General features: G+C 39.8%; 1 protein-coding gene and 1 pseudogene. Both read right to left on the bottom strand.

Features of this window, described 5'->3' with window-relative positions:
- Positions 1–1605, bottom strand: a 1605-nt coding sequence (locus H964_RS10250; protein ID WP_039767352.1) for an extracellular solute-binding protein, incomplete at its 3' end; no start/stop codon positions are given.
- A gap of 100 nt (positions 1606–1705) precedes the next feature.
- Positions 1706–1926: pseudogene (locus H964_RS10255) on the bottom strand (carbohydrate ABC transporter permease); the annotation flags it as partial.

Consider the following 1926-nt stretch of genomic DNA (forward strand, 5'->3'; position numbering starts at 1 on the left):
ATTCTCTTCCAACTTCTTCTGCTGCCATGCAAGTAATTTATCAAACCCAACTTGCTTTTTATAGTTCTGGAAGTCTTTGAAGATTTTATCAAACTCAGCTGGTGACTTAGCCATTATAAGTTTTGGCAAAGTCTGACCCCATTTGAGAGCAATCTTTCGTGCTATGATCCCTTCTGGGCTATCAGCAGGTGGATTCAGGTTGTCATACTGTGCATAGCTAACAGTCTTGCCAAGTGTCCAATCAGCCATCTGTTGCAGGTATGGTGGCATGCCAGGGTCCCACTGGGATACATATGGCCAGTCGCCAAGCATCCAGTAAGTGAGCTCTGCACCATACTTCTTGTCAAATGTAGGTCTGTCAGTTTGCATAAGCTTTACAACTTCAGGCTTGAACTGCTCTTTACCCTTTATTACATCCCAAGTTACACCTTTTGGCCCAAGGTAGAAATCTTTCTGACCCTCAGGGCTCAGCCAGTAGCTCATAAATCTTATTGCTCTTTTTGGATCTTTGTTGTTCTTTGAAATCATAGTAAGTGTCCAACCTGCAATGCCAGGACCTGCAAGCTTTGGCTTTTCAAGTTTTGAGTTTGCTGGACCGTCAACTGCAATATAAATCATGTTTGGATTTTTCTTGTAAAGTTCTTGCTGCTGAGCAACGAAGTCTGTTCTCTGGTAAATCATGCTAAAGTATCTTCCTTGAGCAATCTTCTCTTCCATCTGAGCTCTCTTGTCAATGAATACATCCTTTGCAATGAGTCCTCTTCTGTATGCTTCATTGAAAGTTTTGAGCCACCTGATATACTCTGGATGTGCCACAATGTCATAAAGCTTACCATTCTTCTCACGTGGAAGCGCTAAGAAATTCCACAGATAACTCTCTAATGAATAGCAACCTGTGTCGGTAAATTCATGGAATCCAATTGGAATAAGTGGCTGGCCATTTACTTTTGGGAATTTCTTTTTAGCGTCAGCTAAAGCTTTCAAGAATGTATCTGGTTTTCTCATGTCAGGCTTGCCAAGAGCTTCGTACATATCTTTTCGTACAAGGAATGTTTGGTTGGAATAAATTTTTAACTTTGGATTCTGATAATCACTCGGTGTATAAGATGCGTTGGGATAGCCATAGACATGTCCATCTGGTTCTGTATACCAGCCAAGTCTTTGCTTGTTCGCAACTGTGAAGAAGTATGGATCATATTTCTTGGCAAGTTCATCTAAAGCATACACAAGTTTTCCTGCAATCATCTTTTTGACTGCTTCTTCCCACCAGCCAAGAGTGATGAAGTCTGGAAGTGTGTTAGACGCAATCATAACATTGAGTTTTTCGTTTTCATTCCCAGCTGGGACTATAAAGTTAATTTTCACACCTGTCTTTTTGGTGACGTAATCAGAAACTGCATTTCCACCCCATTTTGTGGCAAACCATGAAAAGTTAATGTACCAGTCAAACGTGATAGGTTTTTTGCTATCTTCTTTCCAGCCTGGCTTGACAGAGCTTGCTGCACTGCCAATTGCAAATGGAATAATTGAAATAGCAAAAGCTACAACTACAATGACAGCAAACAGTTTTTTGAAATTAAGTTTTTTGAAATTAAACCCCTTCATACATCAAAACCTCCTTTTTGCAGTTCTTTATTTTTTTCAACTGCACCCCTCGCAATTTTGAGTGCAGTCAATGCCCAAAATTTAAATTACACCAAATCTTTTACCCTTTTATAGCACCAATCAAGAGTCCTTTGACAAAATACTTTTGCAAGAACGGATATACACATACAATTGGTAATGTGGTTATAACCATTGTAGCCATCTTAAGAGATTGTGAGGTTACATTCCTTGTTGCAATCCCCCCAGGTGCATATGCAAGCATTTGGTTTGATGTTACCTGAGCTATGACCTTGTATAAAAATGTTTGTATAGGCTGAAGCT

Source organism: Caldicellulosiruptor sp. F32 (assembly GCF_000404025.1).
GTDB classification, from domain to species: Bacteria; Bacillota; Thermoanaerobacteria; order Caldicellulosiruptorales; family Caldicellulosiruptoraceae; genus Caldicellulosiruptor; species Caldicellulosiruptor saccharolyticus.